11 protein-coding genes are annotated in these 17,383 nt (G+C 42.8%); all 11 read left to right on the top strand.

The window, feature by feature from the left end:
* Positions 1–13 precede the first annotated feature (13 nt).
* Positions 14–1,198, top strand: coding sequence for an NAD-dependent dihydropyrimidine dehydrogenase subunit PreA (gene preA / locus DOT_RS02340; protein WP_009613651.1), 1,185 nt, complete (start codon positions 14–16; stop codon positions 1,196–1,198).
* A gap of 75 nt (positions 1,199–1,273) precedes the next feature.
* Entirely contained in the window at positions 1,274–2,602 is a 1,329-nt protein-coding gene (gene ssnA / locus DOT_RS02335) for a putative aminohydrolase SsnA (protein ID WP_009613649.1), read from the top strand.
* Positions 2,603–2,612: 10 nt separating this feature from the next.
* Complete coding sequence (gene thrC, locus DOT_RS02330) at positions 2,613–3,872, top strand: threonine synthase (RefSeq protein WP_009613647.1); 1,260 nt, start codon at positions 2,613–2,615, stop codon at positions 3,870–3,872.
* Positions 3,873–4,075: 203 nt separating this feature from the next.
* The gene (locus DOT_RS02320) at positions 4,076–5,563 is read left to right on the top strand and encodes a pyridoxal-phosphate dependent enzyme (protein WP_040411005.1); all 1,488 of its coding nucleotides are present in this window, start codon (positions 4,076–4,078) and stop codon (positions 5,561–5,563) included.
* A 477-nt stretch (positions 5,564–6,040) separates the two neighbouring features.
* Positions 6,041–8,104 carry an HD domain-containing phosphohydrolase gene (locus DOT_RS02315; RefSeq protein WP_009613644.1) on the top strand — a complete coding sequence of 688 codons (2,064 nt, stop codon included), beginning with the start codon at positions 6,041–6,043 and terminating at the stop codon, positions 8,102–8,104.
* A 504-nt stretch (positions 8,105–8,608) separates the two neighbouring features.
* Positions 8,609–9,559 carry a 2-dehydropantoate 2-reductase gene (locus DOT_RS02310; protein ID WP_009613639.1) on the top strand — a complete coding sequence of 317 codons (951 nt, stop codon included), beginning with the start codon at positions 8,609–8,611 and terminating at the stop codon, positions 9,557–9,559.
* Positions 9,560–9,872: 313 nt separating this feature from the next.
* Entirely contained in the window at positions 9,873–11,096 is a 1,224-nt protein-coding gene (gene dpaL / locus DOT_RS02305) for a diaminopropionate ammonia-lyase (RefSeq protein WP_009613638.1), read from the top strand.
* 376 nt (positions 11,097–11,472) lie between these two features.
* Positions 11,473–13,218, top strand: coding sequence for a sigma-54-dependent Fis family transcriptional regulator (locus DOT_RS02300; RefSeq protein WP_009613637.1), 1,746 nt, complete (start codon positions 11,473–11,475; stop codon positions 13,216–13,218).
* Positions 13,219–13,524: 306 nt separating this feature from the next.
* Positions 13,525–14,778, top strand: a complete 1,254-nt coding sequence (locus DOT_RS02295; RefSeq protein WP_009613635.1) for a YgeY family selenium metabolism-linked hydrolase — start codon at positions 13,525–13,527, stop codon at positions 14,776–14,778.
* Between the two features lie 203 nt (positions 14,779–14,981).
* Positions 14,982–16,175, top strand: coding sequence for a knotted carbamoyltransferase YgeW (gene ygeW / locus DOT_RS02290; RefSeq protein ID WP_009613633.1), 1,194 nt, complete (start codon positions 14,982–14,984; stop codon positions 16,173–16,175).
* A gap of 40 nt (positions 16,176–16,215) precedes the next feature.
* On the top strand, positions 16,216–17,151 hold the full coding sequence (arcC, locus tag DOT_RS02285; RefSeq protein ID WP_009613631.1) for a carbamate kinase: 936 nt from the start codon (positions 16,216–16,218) through the stop codon (positions 17,149–17,151).
* Positions 17,152–17,383: the final 232 nt, after the last annotated feature.

The raw sequence follows: 17,383 nt of genomic DNA, 5'->3' as shown, positions 1-17,383 counted from the left end.
GGGGTTTTAGGAGATGAACGTCGATTTATCCGTTAAGTTTTGCGGATTAAGATTAGAGAACCCCTTTGTCTTAGCTCCTTCGCCCAGCACTGATAATCTCGATCTTTTGATCCAGGCTTTCGAAGCTGGGTGGGCTGGGGCAGTATTAAAGACCATTGCCGTAGATTCCAGTATCGTTAGTCGTGTTTTCCCTTTAGTCATGCGTATTGAACAGGGAGACTCTTTTATAGGTCTGCAAAACATAGATCTCGTTTCTGAACATTCGGTCGAGGATGTTGAACATATTGTAATTGCCTTAAAAAAGCGTTTTCCCAATAAAGTTGTGATTCCTAGTATTATGGCGAGCACGCGGGAAGATTGGCAATCGCTAGCGAAGCGCTTTGTTGATGCGGGCGCAGATATTATTGAATGCAGTATTTGGTGTCCGCATGGAGCTGAGTGGAGTTTATGTTCTATGGTTCAAGAACCCGTCGGAACTGAGCAAATCGCTCGTTGGGTTAAAGAAGTAACTGGCGATGTTCCTGTGGTCATTAAATTATCGGCCCAAGATTCCGATATAATAGCTACGGCAGCGGCGGTAGAACGCAGTGGTGCGGATGGCGTGTGTGCTATAAATACGATAAAGAGCATTACGGGTGTTAACCTCTCGACCTTGATTCCTTATCCCAATGTGGCAGGGTTATCAACGTATGGAGGACTCTCCGGGCCGGCCTTGAAACCGATTGCTTTGCGTTGTACAGCTGAGATCGCGCAAAAAGTAAATCTGGATATAGCTTCTAGTGGTGGGATCACTACATGGCAAGATGGTGCTGAATTCCTGCTTCTTGGGGCCAGTACCTTGCAACTTTGTACGGCTGTTTTGCGTTTCGGCATAGGAATCATCAAGGACCTTACTCAAGGTTTAGCAGGCTGGATGAAGGAAATGGGTTTCCAGAGTTTGACGGATGTCATCGGACGGTCCTTGCCGTATTTAGTTGAACACTCCCAGCTTCCGAGGGGCATCCAATTCGTGGCACATATTAGGAAAGAAGTCTGTGATGGTTGTGGAATATGTTCCACAGCATGTCGATCTGGCGGAAATGATGCGATTTCTATGGCGGAAGAATTGCCTCAAGTAACTATGAGCCGGTGCATTGGGTGTGGTCTATGCCGGGCGATGTGCTCCTTAAAGGCCATAGTTTTAGTCCGACCAACTTGAGAACGGGTGCATTAGGTGATACTACTTAGGGTATGATTAAGAAAAAGTTTTTCAAACAGAGAGGATGAGTAAAAGATGCTTCTAATAGGAAATGGTATCGTTTTGACCCTGGGTAAAAGTAATCAGGTTATTCCACAAGGTGGCGTCCTAATCCAAGATCATAAGATTCAAGAAATCGGTTCAACTCAAGATTTGCAGGCGCGGTTTCCAGAGGCGGAGTTTATCGATGCTCATGGCAAGCTGATTATGCCGGGGATGATCAATACCCATATGCATCTCTACAGTACCTTCGCCCGAGGAATGGATTCTAAAAGCAAGCCGCCCAAAAGCTTTGGAGATATACTGGAAGGACTCTGGTGGAAACTCGATAAATTATTGACCCTTGATGATGTTTATCTTAGTGGTTTAACTCCATTAATTGAATGCATCAAAACGGGGACGACAACGATTATTGACCATCATGCCAGCCCTATGGCTATTGCCGGAAGCTTATCGACTCTCGCCAAGGCTGCCAAGGAAATCGGAGTCCGTGCTGCTTTTTGCTACGAGGTCTCAGATCGGGATGGCGAGAAGATTGCCCAAGAGGGTATTCAAGAAAATGTTGACTTTATCGCAGCGTGTCAGGCTAACCCTGATCCCATGGTCGCAGGGATGTTCGGGCTTCACGCTTCGTTAACTTTATCCGATCAAACCTTGGCAGCGTGCAGTGAGGCTGCCAAAAGTAAAAGGGCGGGATTTCACGTCCATGTTGCTGAAGGAGTCGAAGATGTTCAAGACTGTGTTAGCAAACACGGCATGCGGGTGGTTGAACGGCTGGAAAAATTCAAGATTCTAGGACCGAAAACCATTGCCGTGCACTGTGTGCATATTGATGATCATGAAATCGATCTGCTCAAGGCTTCGCAAACTCAAGTTGTGCATAATCCGGAGTCAAATATGGGAAATGCTGTGGGCGTAACACCCGTTCTTAAAATGATGAGTCAAGGAGTTAAGGTTGGGCTGGGAACGGATGGCTATACCTGTGATATGTTTGAGAGTGCTAAAGTAGCAAATGTACTTCATAAGCATGCGGCTGCTGATCCCAGTGTAGCGTGGGGCGAAGTTCCCCAGATGCTTTATGGGAATAACCCTGAGATTGCGTCGGAACTCTTTGGCGGGAAATTTGGGGAATTAGTCGCCGGAGCTTGGGCAGATGTTATTGTCGTGGATTATGTACCGCCAACTCCGCTGAATTCCAACAATTGGACAGGACATTTGCTTTTTGGGGTCTCTGGACGGTCGGTGGAAACGACGGTGATCAATGGGCGAGTACGCATGCTGGACAGAAAACTCATCGACATTGATGAAGTAGCCATCGGGGAACGTTCACGTGAATTAGCACAAGGCGTCTGGAATAGAATTTGAGGTGATTTCATTGAAGAATGTGTTGGGACTACGTTGTATTGAATGTAATAAGGAATTTCCTGCCGCAGCGGGGACGTATACTTGTCCATCTTGTGGCTCAAAAGGCGGCATTATGGATGTCGAATATGATTATCAAGAGATTAATAGAATGACGTCGCGTGAGCAACTCACCCAATCCAAAGACTTTTCAATCTTTCGTTATTTGCCTTTTCTTCCGATTCACCCAGAGTCTCCTCGCCCTCATCTTAGAGTGGGCTGGAGTCCGCTTTATAAACCGCCGGGTTTGGCCAAGAGCTTAGGAATGAGTAACCTTTATGTCAAAGACGACGGACAAAATCCAACAGCTTCTCTGAAAGATCGGGCCTCGATTATTGCAGTGGTTAAGGCAGTTGAGGAAAAGGCCCCGACGGTTGCTTGTTCTTCAACGGGTAATGCAGCCTCATCCTTGGCTGGAAGCGCTGCTGCAATGGGCTTAAAGAGTGTTATTTTTGTTCCGAGTCGAGCTCCCCAGGGGAAGATCGCCCAATTGCTGATCTTTGGCGCAACGGTTATCAGTGTCCAAGGGTCCTATGAAGATGCCTTCAGACTTTCTGCAGAGGCTATTGAGCGCTGGGGCTGGTATAATCGAAACGCTGCGATTAACCCTTACTTGGTCGAAGGGAAGAAGACCGTTGCCTTGGAAATTGCCGAGCAATTGAATTGGGAAGTGCCTGATTGGGTGGCTCTTTCCGTCGGTGATGGGTGCACAATTGCTGGGGTTTGGAAAGGCTTCAAGGATCTCTACTTGGCTGGGTGGATCGATCGTTTGCCCAAAGTCTTAGGTGTCCAGTCCACAGGATGCAGTCCACTGGTTGATGCTTTCCTGGAAGATCGTCCCTGGCGTCCTGCTGAAGAGAACACGTTAGCGGATAGCATTGCAGTCGGCGTGCCGCGTAATCCAGATAAGGCCTTGCGGGCCGTCCGGGAGTCGAATGGGTTGATGATGGCTGTACCGGATGAAGCCATCTTAGAGGCCATGCGCCAATTGGGCAGAACAAGTGGCATTTTCGGTGAACCAGCCGGTGTAACGGGTATGGCAGGGCTTAAATTAATGGTGGAAAAAGGAATTATTGGAGCAGACGAAAAAGTAGTAGCTATTGTGACCGGAAATGGTTTAAAAGACGTCAAAAATGCCATCGCTGCTGCTGGTGAACCTATTAAAGTAGAGCCCTCGCTTAACGAGCTTATAGTGAGATTGGAAGGCGTTGATCGTGGTTCGAACGAGATGTGACGAACGCGACGAAGAGATTAACGTTGGATTTGATGTTAGGGGTGCTATTATTAGGGAACTACGAACGACAAATTTGAAAAGTATAGGTGACTTGGAACTACGTAGGGGGCAATTCGTGAATTGCCCCCTACCGGGGAACAGAGAACTACGGATTTGGAACTGCGAAAGACGAAATACGAACTACGAAGACGGGGGTAGCTTGAATGAGTAACTTGATTAATTTAACCATTAATGAAGAGCAGCTTAAAAAAACTGTGCAGAGCGTTAAAGAAAGAAACGTAGTTATTCCAACCATGGCTCAGATGAAAGATCCTGATAAGATTCCTGCCAAAATTAAAGAAAAATTAAAGACGACTGGTTTATGGGACGTAGACCCAATTAACTTGTTTAGAATATCTTGGCGAAACCAACCGGTTAAAGAAGGCGGATTATTCAATGCCTTACCTAACTATGTTGAAATTCCTCCTGAAATTTCAGGGGTTAAGGCTAGAATTATTGCTATGGCCGGTAAGTATTTCCCAACTGGGGCTCATAAGGTTGGAGCGAGTTTTGCCTGCTTAGTTCCTCGTTTAGTGACGGGGCAATTTGATCCGAAATATCATGAAGCCGTTTGGCCTTCAACCGGTAACTACTGCCGTGGTGGAGCGTATAATTCGGCCTTATTAGGCTGTAAATCAATTGCTATTTTACCGGAGAATATGAGTCGAGAGCGTTTTGAATGGCTGAAGACCGTCGCCGGAGAAATAATTGCAACGCCTGGCTGTGAAAGTAATGTGAAAGAGATTTATGATAAAACCTGGGAACTACGCCGAACTCGCGACAATGTGGTGATCTTTAATCAGTTTGGGGAACTAGGTAATCATTTGTGGCATTACGAAGTCACGGGTAATGCGATGCATGATATTATTAAAGCCGAAGCTGGTGCCAATGGCCGACTGGCAGGGGTATGTTTAACCTCAGGTTCCGCTGGTACCCTCGGAAGTGCTGACTATTTGAAAGATCAATTCCCCAAAGCTAAAATTGCTGTGGGTGAAGCCTTACAATGCCCAACCTTACTGAACAATGGATTTGGTGATCATAGAATTGAAGGAATCGGCGATAAACATATCCCTTGGATTCACAATGTGAAAAATACAGATATGGTCATCGCCATCGATGATAATGATAGCCTAGGTATGTTCCGTCTCTTTAATGAACCCGCTGGACAGGACTATCTGAGAGAACAAGGAATCTCTGAAGAGGTCATTACTAAGCTTTCATGGGTGGGGATTTCCGGGGCTGCCAACATCTTATCCTGCATCAAATTCGCTAAATACTATGAGTTAACGGAAGATGATATTGTCATTACTGTCCTAACGGATTCTGCAGAAATGTATCAGTCGAGACTGCAAGAGATGAAAGAAGAACGAGGCCAAGCTTACAGTACTCTGAATGCTGCCATTGATCATAATCGCAATGTTCTGGGCGTTAGAACAGACAGTATGGAAGAGTTGACTTACCAGAGCAAAAAACGCATTCATAATCTCAAGTACTACACTTGGATTGAACAACAAGAGTATGATCTGGATGAACTGAATGCCCAGTGGTACGATTATGACAATTACTGGGGCAAGCTGCATCAGATGGGGCCTGAACTGGATAAACTGATTGAAGAGTTCAATGAAAAAACAGGTATTGCGGAAAAATTATAATCAGATTTCCTTTCCCAATATGATCGGGAAATCTTGAAGCTTAGTGGAGAATAACGGGGAAAATATTGTAAAAAGGCAGCGGTTCACATAAATGAACCGCTGCCTTTCTTTATACTAATCAGAAAGTATAACTTCGGTACATACTGCAAAAAGGCTAAGACGTGCGAAAACAGTGTCTTCGTCTGTTGCATAAGTGCAACCAACGGTTTCGCCTTCGCTAAGGCTCGGCGAAGCCGGGTTTTCTTTATGTTCTGATCTCTTCAAGACAGAGGTGGAAGTGCTGGAGATCCTTTGAATTATGAAAAGAGGGTCGACGTGAAAGTTTAGCACCGTGTTTTTTATATAAAATTGAAGGAATTTATAGAAAATTGTAGAATTATATTAGAATAAAGTGCGAGCAAATAGGTAGTTAAGTGAACAACGGATTTTGAATTAAAGGAAACATATTTCTTTATAGATTTAGAGGGGTGAGGTAATATGACTAAGTCAATTCGAAATATATTTCAGTTGTTTTGGATACCCCTATTCCTGTTTTATGTATTCTCGCAGAAAGCCATTGTTAACCATAATGTTAACGAGTTCACATTACTTAGTGCTTTGTTGCTGACCGCATCCGTAGCTGTAATTTTGTTTGTGCAATATTTAAGCCTTCAAAAGAAACTAAAGACCAAGACCATTGAACTTACTGATACATTTGATAAGCTTGAAGATAGTGATGAAAAGATTGAAACTCTTCTAGTTAATCTGCATGTGGGTGTAGCTGTGTTTTCTCCTGAAGGGGAGATGCTGGTAAGCAATAGAAAGTTTTTCGAATTGGCAAGCCCTATAAACCTTCAGGACGAACCCCTCATAGAACAATCTGTCATGAAACAATCCCTCATTGATCATCCTCCCAAAGTAGCGCTTGAGGAGATTATTAAGCATTACATAAACGAGGATGGTCAGAAATTAACTCTGAAAGAACTTCCGCTAATCAAAGTGATTTCTACAAACAAACCCTCACGCGAACAAATTATTGGGATCCGAAATCCTGACAACGGTAGTGTTCGATGGACCATGGGAGATAATGAACCAGAGTTCGATGAATCGGGTAGGTTGTCTAAGGTTATTATTACACTTGTTGATATAACTGATAGAAAAAATTCAGAAAAAGCCTTAAGAGAAAGTGAAACTAGACTTAGCGCATTTTTAAAGGTTATGCCTGATATGTTTTTCTTATTGGATCGTAAGGGAAGTATAATAGATAATTATTTAGAAAATACTATTATTCCCTCTCGTTTGCAGGCAGGTTTTTTAGGTAAGAATATCAAGAATTTGGCCTATGTTGGGGAGCATAATGCCGAGCGCGTTTTACAAGGCATAGAAAAACTATTTGAGACCGGTGAAATCCAAACCTTTGAGATCTCTTCTCAAAAATTATGCCAGGAGACTTTTTTTGAAGTGCGACTTGTTTTATGTGGGGAGGATAAGGTACTGGCAGTTGTTAGAGATATTTCTCGCCGTAAGGAATCCGAGATTAGACTTTATAACATGAGTATCCATGATGCTTCAACAGGTCTTTATAACAGAACCTATTTTGAACATAAATTGAATAAATACCGTAATGAAGCTACTATAGGAATTGGTATTGTCATTTGCGATATTGACGGATTGAAATTGGTCAACGATGCTCTCGGTCATGCTGTCGGTGATGACTATTTAAAAAAAGCAGCAAATATTTTAGGTGAGTGTTTTGGTCAAGAGGCTATCGTTGCCAGGATTGGTGGAGATGAGTTTGCTGTATTAATTAAACATACAGCTATTAATGAACTGTCAGACCTAAGGCTTAAAATGGAGAATTTACTTAATAAAATAAATTCTGATGAGAGTATTATACCCCTAAGCATTTCTCTGGGTTATGCTGTTGGGAATGGTGAACAAAAGGATTTAAGAGAATTGTTGAAGATGGCGGATAATATGATGTACCGTGAAAAACTACATCATCGGCAGAGTGAGAAGAGCAAAAATATTGATATTATTACCAAGATGCTGGAAGTCCGCGATTTTATCACCGAAGGTCATGGCGACAGGATGCAGGAATTATCGGGCAAGTTGGCTGAAGCTATCGGTATGTCGAAAAATGAGATTGAGGACATGCGTCTCTTTGCTCAATTCCATGATATCGGGAAGGTTGGAATACCTGATAGAATACTGTTTAAACCCGGAAGGCTTACTGAAGATGAAAAAATCGAAATGAATCGGCACACCGAAATCGGTTACCATATTGCCGAATCCTCGCCTAACCTCGCTCATATTTCGGATTGGATCCTTAAGCATCATGAGTGGTGGGATGGTAATGGTTATCCCTTCAAGTTGAAGGGCGAGGAGATTCCGTTACAGAGCAGGATACTTTCAATTGTCGATACTTTTGATGCTATGACAAATAATCGACCCTATAGAAAAGCCCTGTCTAAAGAAACTGCTCTGGCGGAAATTGTCAGATTCAAAGGAATACAGTTTGATCCCATGCTTGTTGATGAGTTTGTTAAGTTGATTAATTAAGTCTCGTGTTACGTATGAAAAGGGATGGAGTTCTGTCTAAGCTCAGGGAATTAGTGGATGAAAATTGACAAAGTGGTACAGCTTGATTTAGGGACAGCGGCAAAGGGAGATTTATTTATAATATTCGGTAAGTATTAGTGATATTATCAAGATGATAACATCACTATTTTTTTTGAAAGGAACTTTCGTGGCAAATGCATCATCTATAGGGTGTAGCAAAGAGCGAAAGAGAAGATTAGCTTGGGAACAGGTCGCGGAATTAGTGAAACAAGCGCGTCAGGGAGATAAAGAGGCATGAGAATTATTGATACAATATGTCTATCCTGCAGGTCCTAGTCATCCGATGTATTTCACTGCGGGTATGCAGCGAGAGTAAGGAGGGATTGATAGGTCTGGTAAAGAAATTAAGTAGGTGAAACGGGGGAGGCTTGTTTACATTCATTTAATTTAAGGATATGTTTGTATAGAACGCATAATATTTTTTTGAAAAGAGTGGTAGATAGTATGAAAGCACTTCTAATCGGTTCAGGAGCAGTAGGGCTTGCGATCGGCGCTTCCTTAAGTGATGTGGGCTGGGACTTAGAACTTTTCGCCAAAGGAAAAACTAAAGAGGCCGTAGAGAAAAACGGAATTGTGAGAAAAGGATTATTTCCAAGCGTTGTAATTCCTGCAGGAAAAGTAAGGATCTATGAAAAGCTTCAGGCTATAGAAGAAGGACATTATGACTTCATTCTTGTCTGCACGAAGACGACGATTTCTGCAGAAATAGCTGAAGAATTAGGGCATAATAAACATATTTTAAAGGCTTCTGGCAAGATTGTTTTATTCCAAAATGGTTTTGGCAATGATGAGGTCTTCCTGAAATTTTTTGATAAACAACAGATTTACTCCGCACGTGTTATTACTGGATTTACCCGTCCGGAATTAAACATAAGTGAAGTCACAGTACATGCAGCACCCATGCTGATCGGAAGTTTGTATGGAAATAGTCTTGATTGTATCCTTCCTCTTGCCAAAGGAATTAATGATGGAGGAATACCTTGCGAGGTTACTGAAGAAATTGGCAAGGCTCTCTGGGCTAAAATGCTTTACAATTGTACATTAAATCCAATGGGTGCAATTTTTAATGTAAACTATGGGAAACTAACTGAAACTAGTTATTCAACATACATCATGAATAAAATCATTGATGAGATATTTCAAGTAATGATAGCAGCAGGCTATAGTTCCTATTGGGAAAATGCCGAAAGCTACAAAAAGGAATTTTATGAAAAACTAATTCCCTCGACTTATGACCACAGATCTTCTACGCTTCAAGATATAGAGAGAAAAAATAAAACAGAAATAGATAGTCTCACTCATGTAATCATTAAATTAGGTAGAAAGCTTAATATAGACGTACCATACAATGATATGATTTATAATATCATCAAGACAAGGGAATGCTTTTATTAATAGTTATAGTTTCCGCTAAGTACGGATATTAAAGCTATCTGATGTAATTACTAGCTTAATAACCGGATAATAACTTATAACCAAAAGTATAGTTAAATAATTCAAGGGATTCTCACAATCAATGTGAGAATCCCTTAGTTATTATTTTTTAGGGGTCTGGGTCGCGGATTTGAGCTTAGCTGACCAATCGATTCAAAGTTGGCATAATAATTGCATTATAAAGTAGACATCAGCGCAAAACAACAAATTGTTTTTTTGATGTCGTATTGAAAAAACATATCATTAAGCAATAAAAAGAGGAGAGATCTTGGTTATGAATGAAAAAATTAAATGGATACAAAACAATATGCATAAGGAAAATGGAACGGGTGCTTCAACCGAACTTTTCAATAAGTCGGAAATAGATAAGGCTATGAATTTTCATCGGACGTTCCCTGATTATCTGCCTACCCCTTTACGCGAACTTAAAAGACTTGCTAAGAACTTAGGTGTAAGTGGAATCTATGTCAAAGATGAGTCGTTTCGTTTTGGCTTAAATGCCTTCAAGGCTTTAGGTGGTTCCTATGCGATCGGCCGATACCTGGCCCAAAGACTTAACAAAGATATTAGTGAATTGCCATTTGAGGTACTCACCTCCCCAGAGGTCAAGGAAGAATTGGGGGATATTACCTTTGCCACGACTACCGACGGGAATCATGGTCGGGGTATAGCATGGACCGCTAGACAGTTGCGCCAAAAATCAGTTGTTTATATGCCTAAGGGGTCTTCTCAGTATCGGCTTGAGAAAATCAGAGAAGAAGGTGCCGAGGCTGAGATCACGGATTTGAATTATGACGATGCGGTGCGCATGACAGCTGTCGAAGCTGAGAAGAAGGGTTGGGTGGTTGTCCAAGATACCTCTTGGGAAGGGTACGAGGAGATCCCAAGTTGGATTATGCAAGGCTATGGAACAATGTCGGCCGAGGCCTTAGAACAGTTAAATAGCTTTGGTGTCCAGAAACCGACTCATATTTTTATTCAGGCAGGGGTTGGAGCGTTGGCAGGATCTGTGCAAGGTTATTTTGCGTCCTTGTTTAAAGAAAATTGTCCTAAAACAGTGATCGTGGAAGCCAATCAAGCGGATTGTTTATATAAATCAGCCTTGGCAGGGGATGGTAAACCCCGAGTAGTTGGCGGAGACATGGCAACTGTTATGGCAGGATTGGCCTGTGGAGAACCCAATTTGATTGGTTGGAATATATTGCGTGATTACAGCGATCTGTTTGTTTCCTGTCCTGATTGGGTAGCGGCGCGGGGAATGCGTATTTTGGCTAATCCGCTGCTAGGTGATCCAAAAGTCATATCCGGTGAATCCGGCGCGGTGACCGCAGGATTACTCAGTTCTATTTTGCAAGCTGAAGAGTTTAAAGGAGCTAGGGAAGTGTTAGGTCTGGATGAAAACTCACAAATTTTAATCTTCAACACAGAAGGAAATACAGATCCCTATAAATATCGCAGCATCGTGTGGGATGGAGAATTACCGTCAACTGGTAAGTAATTGATGGTTACAGGGACACTCGACCATCACGGCATCTAGCCAATCCACACTGCAGGAGTATGCGTAATAGGTTGCAGTGTGGCGATAAGCTCGTCCGCTTATCGTCATGGCGATGGTCCCTTCTCACCATCCTGCAAGAAGGTTAATACGTGCGAAGCCCGTGTCTGCAAGAAGGGTAATCCGTGCGAAAACAGTGTTTTCGTGGGCTACAGGGACACTTGACCATCCATGGTCGGCGCACCGAATCTCTTTGGAGATAAGGTGCTTCTTTTTTTGTCTGAAAGGAATTTAGATCTTTGGTGATATTGGAATAAGCGAAATGCCGAAAAATTGTATATAATATAGTTTAAAAGCAAACTAAAATATGAGGTAAAGCATGTATCGTCTTAGTGATATTAAGAGCACTGTACAACAGACTGCAGATGCCATTGCTGCAGCTCTAAAGATTGAGGTTGAAATTGCCGATCCCGATCTTATACGGGTTGCAGGGACGGGAAAATATAAGAGCCAATGCGGTTCTCCGATGGATGATGGTTTTGTTTATCGGCATGTGATGGAGACTGGAGCAGCAGTTATTATTGACGATCCTGGATTTAATGATCTCTGTCAGCCTTGTCCAAGCCGGGGGAATTGTCAGGAGTATGCGGAAGTAGCTATTCCAATACGCGTAGAAGAACATATTATAGGGGCGATTGGCTTAGTAAGCTTCAATGAAAAGCAAACGAAACGCCTAATGGATAACAAGCAATCTTTGCTGCTCTTTCTGGAAAAGATGGCAGAACTCCTTGTCGGAAAGGTTATTGAAAATCAGCATAATTATGAACGAGAATTGATGACGAGCCAATTGCTCACGGTGTTGAATCTCTTGCACGATGGGATTTTACTGATCAATGATCAGCAGCACGTAACGCATTATAATACCTTAGCTGCTAAATTACTGGATATTGACGAAAACCAAGATCAGGTTTTGTATCAACTGTTGGATGATAAAAGGCTATGGTTCGCAGTGGAACGGGGGGATCCTTTTTCTGGTCCGATTCGAGGGAAAAGGGTGGCCACCCAACTTTACTGTGATGTTGTCCCTATCAAAAATAACGGGGTCATTGAAGGCGCAGTAATCTCGGTAAAAGATATCAAGCAAATTAAGAAACTGGTCAAAGAGGCAACTGTCAGTGAGATCGAAACCCATTTCTCACAGATCATTGGCGAGTCTCCTAAAATGAACACCTTGAAAGCGTTGGCTTTACACGTGGCTCCGAGTAAGGCAACGCTCCTGATACAAGGCGAGAGCGGCACAGGCAAAGAGCTGTTAGCGCGGGCGATTCATCAGAGCAGTAAGCGAAAAGGACATGCCTTTATTGCCATAAATTGCGGAGCCATTCCTGAAAATCTTCTGGAAAGTGAACTATTTGGCTATGAAGAAGGATCGTTCACGGGTGCCAGACGGGGTGGCAAACTGGGGAAATTTGAGTTAGCGCACAATGGTACGATTTTTTTAGATGAGATCGGAGACATGCCCCTGCACTTGCAGGTCAAAATCCTCAGAGTTTTACAAGAAAGAAGAGTTGAACGCATTGGGGGGACGCGCTCTATTCCTCTGGACGTTCGCATAATCGCAGCAACGCACAGGGACTTAGATGAAATGGTAAAAACGGGCGAGTTTAGAGAAGATCTCTATTATCGTTTAAGTGTAATTCCTTTAACGATCCCGCCACTTCGTGAACGTCTTGAGGATGTGCCAATTTTAGTTCAATTCTATTTGGATTATTATGCTACAGTAACTGATAGGTCGGTTAGTGGCATTACTCAGGAAACGATAGATATCCTAGCTAACTATTCGTGGCCAGGTAATGTCCGCGAATTAGGTAATGTCGTTGAATATTGCGTTACAATGGTGGCGGGAGGAAACATTACCTCCGACACTTTACCGCAACGGTTTAAAACTCTGCTCAAACCCGAGTCTCAAAACTCATCCCTTAATTTAAAGAAGTTAGAGCGGGAAGCGATCCTGAAGGCCTTAAGTCTGGTTGATAGTCAGGGGCATAAGGACGATGCGGCAAAATTACTGGGAATTAGCAGAGCAACCCTCTATCGGAAGATTAAGGAGTATCAAATTGGCTGAAACGATGTATCAAAACTGGATTTCGGTCTCAAAATGAGACGAAATGCAAAGTGTGTCGAATCGGTGCCGTTCTAGAGAGATGATTTGTCTAGTTTCGTTAAATTATTATCTCAATTTGAGACTGAGCGTAAGAATAGAGGATGGATTTACGGGAGATCGGCAACTTAAATGAGCCTCCAGAATGACTTTTTGTTACCTAGGCGATTGGCATTGTTCTTGCATTAAATAGAACCAGAAAGATCACACTAAAGCATGATTCAGGTTATATCATCGATCGACCAAGAGGAGCGAAAGGGGAATTTTATTTTGGATACTAATTTTGCAAAAGTTCTTGACCTGGCCAAAAAATATGAGCCGGAAATAAGTCGGTTTTTACGGGACCTTATCGCCATTCCTGGCGAGAGCTGCGATGAAAAGAAAGTCGTCCTGCGTATCAAAGAAGAGATGGAAAAAGTAGGATTCGACAAAGTGGATATTGACCCAATGGGCAACATCTTAGGTTATATTGGTCATGGCAAACATTTGATCGCGATGGATGCGCACATTGACACGGTTGGCGTCGGCGACCCAAGCCTTTGGAAGTATGATCCTTATCTGGGGTATGAAGATGAAGAAATCATTATTGGGCGCGGTACCTCTGACCAGACCGGCGGAATGGCTTCCATGGTTTACGCTGGAAAGATCATCAAGGATCTCGGTTTAGAAGATGACTATACTCTGGTTGTCGTTGGTTCTGTACAGGAAGAAGATTGTGATGGCTTATGTTGGCAGTACATTATTAATGAAGACAAAGTTGTACCAGAGTTCGTAGTAATTACCGAACCGACCGACGGGAAAATTTATCGAGGACACCGCGGTCGGATGGAAATTAAGGTTATGACCAAGGGAGTTAGTTGTCATGGCTCGGCGCCAGAGCGCGGTGACAATGCGATTTACAAAATGGCTCCGATTATCTCAGAACTGCGTGCACTCCACGAAAATCTCTTAGATCACCCGTTCCTTGGTAAAGGGAGCTTGACCGTTTCTGAAATCTTCCACACCTCTCCATCTCGTTGTGCAGTTGCCGATAGTTGCTGGATTTCGGTTGATCGTCGTCTAACTGCGGGCGAATCCTGGGAATATGCTGTTCAACAGATTAAAAACCTTCCTTCGGTAAAATCTTCAGGAGCAGAAGTTACGATGTATATGTATGAACGACCTTCATATACGAATTTGGTTTATCCGACAGAATGCTATTTCCCTACTTGGCTCATCGAGGAGGGTCATCCTGTAAGTTCTACCTTAGAAGATTCTTACAAAGGATTATTCGGTAAAGATCCAGTGGTTGACAAGTGGACGTTCTCCACAAACGGGGTTTCAATTATGGGTCGATACGGTATCCCTTGCATTGGTTTTGGTCCTGGTCATGAAGATCAAGCCCACGCTCCGAATGAGCGGACCTGGAAAAAAGAACTGGTCGATTGTGCGGCCATGTATGCGATGATTCCGAGTCTTTATGTTCAGAAGTATGCTGAGTTGATGCCCAAGGCAACAGAAAATCTCGTAAAAATAGGCGAGTAGTGATTACGCCCATCGCATAGGTTCCGTTGCTACTCTGGTCAGCACTGAAGCTAAAACGTCAAAACCCTTATGCTTTCTGGCCGCATGCTATGCCCATCCTTGGCGCATGTGGCACTAGGAAAATCCTGTTCCGTCGCATGTGCGCCGCTCAGCTGTTGCATACTTCAAACTATCAAAAATAATCATAGAATAAGGAGATTTTTATGAAAACCTTGAATGATTACCTTAAAAAATTAGACAATCTGAATTTTAAAGATATGTACAACAATGACTTTTTGCTGACTTGGGAAAAATCAGATGATGAGTTAGAAGCTTTATTCACTATTGCTGACGCTCTTCGCTTTATGAGAGAAAACAATATCTCTACTAAGGTTTTTGAAAGCGGACTTGGGGTTTCTTTATTCCGTGACAACTCTACTCGTACCCGTTTTAGCTTCACATCGGCCTGTAATCTTCTTGGACTAGAGGTTCAGGACTTGGATGAAGGGAAATCCCAAATAGCTCATGGCGAAACAGTTCGTGAAACTGCAAATATGATCTCCTTTATGGCAGATATTATTGGTATTCGTGATGATATGTATATCGGCAAGGGAAATGCTTACATGCGTGAAGTTTCCAAGGCTGTACAGCAAGGAAATAAGGATGGAATTTTGGAGCAAAGACCTACCCTAGTAAACCTACAGTGCGATATAGATCACCCTACTCAGTCGATGGCCGACATGCTGCATATCATTCATGAATTTGGTGGTGTAGAGAACCTGAAAGGAAAGAAAATTGCCATGTCATGGGCTTACTCACCTTCCTACGGAAAGCCGCTTTCTGTGCCTCAAGGTATAGTCGGTTTAATGACTCGTATGGGAATGGATGTAGTCCTTGCACATCCTGAAGGATATGAGATCATGTCAGATGTAGAAGAAGTCGCCAAGGCAAATGCTGCAAAATCAGGAGGATCTTTCACAAAAACAAACAGCATGGAAGAAGCATTCAGAGATGCCGACATCGTTTATCCAAAGAGCTGGGCTCCATTTGTAGCGATGGAAAAACGCACTGAATTATATGGGAACGGCGATTCGGATGGGATCAAGGCCCTTGAAAAGGAATTACTGGCCCAGAATGCAGAGCATAAAGATTGGGCTTGCACAGAAGAAATGATGAAGTTGACAAAGGCTGGCAAAGCCACCTATATGCATTGTCTGCCAGCGGATATCACGGGTGTAAGCTGTGATGAAGGCGAAGTCGATGCCAGCGTATTTGATCGATATCGTATTCCACTCTACAAGCAAGCAAGCTATAAGCCTTATGTTATTGCCGCTATGATATTCTTAAGCAAATTTAAAAATCCACAGGCTACTTTAAGCGCCTTGGAGAAAGCTGCCAAGCAAAGAAAGTTTGACTAAGCGTTCGCCTAAGACTAATTAAAAGGACTGAATTAGCATCATGAAAAAAAGAGTTGTTATAGCCTTAGGCGGAAATGCACTGGGTAACAATCTGCCTGAGCAGATGATCGCAGTCAAAAGTACTTCCAAAGCTATTGCTGATTTGATCGAAGAAGGACACGACGTAGTGATCTCCCACGGGAACGGGCCACAGGTTGGAATGATTCATGAGGCTATGGATGTCTATGGGCGTTCAAATCCAATGCATCCAACTTTCACACCCCTGTCAGTCTGCGTCGCAATGAGCCAGGCCTATATAGGCTATGATTTGCAGAATGCTTTGAAGGAAGAACTGCTGGACCGTGGCATAGAAAAATCTGTTACCACAGTAATCACTCAGGTTCGGGTGGATGAGGATGATCCTAAGTTTCTAAATCCTACAAAACCGATTGGCCATTTCATGAACGAAGAAGAACTTAAGTTTGCGAAGGAAAAAGGCTTTCAAGTAATCGAGGACGCGGGAAGAGGTTATCGCAGGGTTGTAGCCTCCCCGCTTCCTAAAGAAATCATTGAAATTAAAACAATCAAAAATTTATTGAATTCCGGTGAGATCGTCATTACCTGCGGAGGTGGAGGTATCCCTGTTATCAGACAAGGACACCATCTAAAAGGCGTAAGTGCTGTCATAGACAAGGATTTTGCCTGCAGTGTCTTGGCGCAGGAAGTTGATGCTGACTTCCTAATCATCTTGACTGCAGTAGAAAAAGTGGCAATTAATTTCGGAAAACCTGACGAAAAATGGCTTGACAGCATTACAACAGACGAAGCAAAAGAATATATTAAGCAAGGTCATTTTGCACCGGGATCTATGTTACCAAAGGTTCAGGCAGCGGTTGATTTTGCATCTTCTGGAGATAATCGCACAGCTCTTATTACGCTTCTTGAAAAAGCAAAAGACGGAATTAACGGTATTACAGGTACGTTTATTAAGAAATAAGTTAACTAATGTTAAAACTTATTCTGAGGAACCTTGAAACATTAACCGTGCACTGGATTAACTTAGAGCTTCATCTTCAGTAAGTTTCCTGCAGGACTCTAGTACGTATGATATTCACGCTAGAATGAGAAGAGCGATCATGGTTTAAGTAGCTTTTTGAATAAGAATGAGCGCAGAGACGCTTCCCTAATGGGAAGCACTCTGCGCCTATTCAGAAATTAGAGGTCATAAG

The organism is Desulfosporosinus sp. OT, assembly GCF_000224515.1.
Lineage (GTDB): Bacteria > Bacillota > Desulfitobacteriia > Desulfitobacteriales > Desulfitobacteriaceae > Desulfosporosinus.
The sequence above is the reverse complement of the archived record's forward strand: the minus strand, read 5'-3'. Positions and strand labels throughout refer to the sequence as shown.